Origin of the sequence: Vibrio sp. RW (assembly GCF_027587105.1) — a bacterium.
Classification (GTDB): domain Bacteria; phylum Pseudomonadota; class Gammaproteobacteria; order Enterobacterales; family Vibrionaceae; genus Vibrio; species Vibrio toranzoniae.
The window spans coordinates 1-444 of the sequence record NZ_JAPPTM010000090.1 but is presented as its reverse complement, the minus strand read 5'-3'; the positions used below and the strand labels follow the sequence as shown (position 1 = coordinate 444).

Annotated in this window: 1 protein-coding gene; it reads right to left on the bottom strand. The window is 52.7% G+C overall.

Translation table 11 applies throughout. The annotated features are described in order from the left end of the window. Positions 1-444, bottom strand: a 444-nt coding sequence (locus OCT63_RS21445) for a hypothetical protein (protein WP_269984597.1), incomplete at both ends; no start/stop codon positions are given.

Here is a 444-nt window from a genome sequence, read left to right as displayed (position 1 = left end):
ATGCGCTGGCATCAATCGGATCAGTAACGTATTCGCCGTTTTGCACAAGCGCCGTGGTTTCAACTTGGTTTGTGCCATCACTGATGATCACCGTTACGGTTTGACCGTCTTCCACATCGCTCACCGTGCCACGAACGACCATGGCGGCGCTTTCACCGTTGCCATTAATCACGCCGTCGGCGGTTTTATCAATGCTGGTTGTGATCGCCGCGGTGTTATCAAGTTCGACTGAATCTTGTGCTGAAATCGGGTTGCCTGCCACATCGGATACGCTGGCGGTAGCGGTGAGTGTGCCGTCGTTTAATGCGCTTGCATCAATCGGATCAGTAACATACTCGCCGTTTTGTACAAGTGCCGTGGTTTCAACTTGGTTTGTGCCATCACTGATGATCACCGTCACAGTTTGACCGTCTTCCACATCGCTAACCGTGCCACGCACAACCG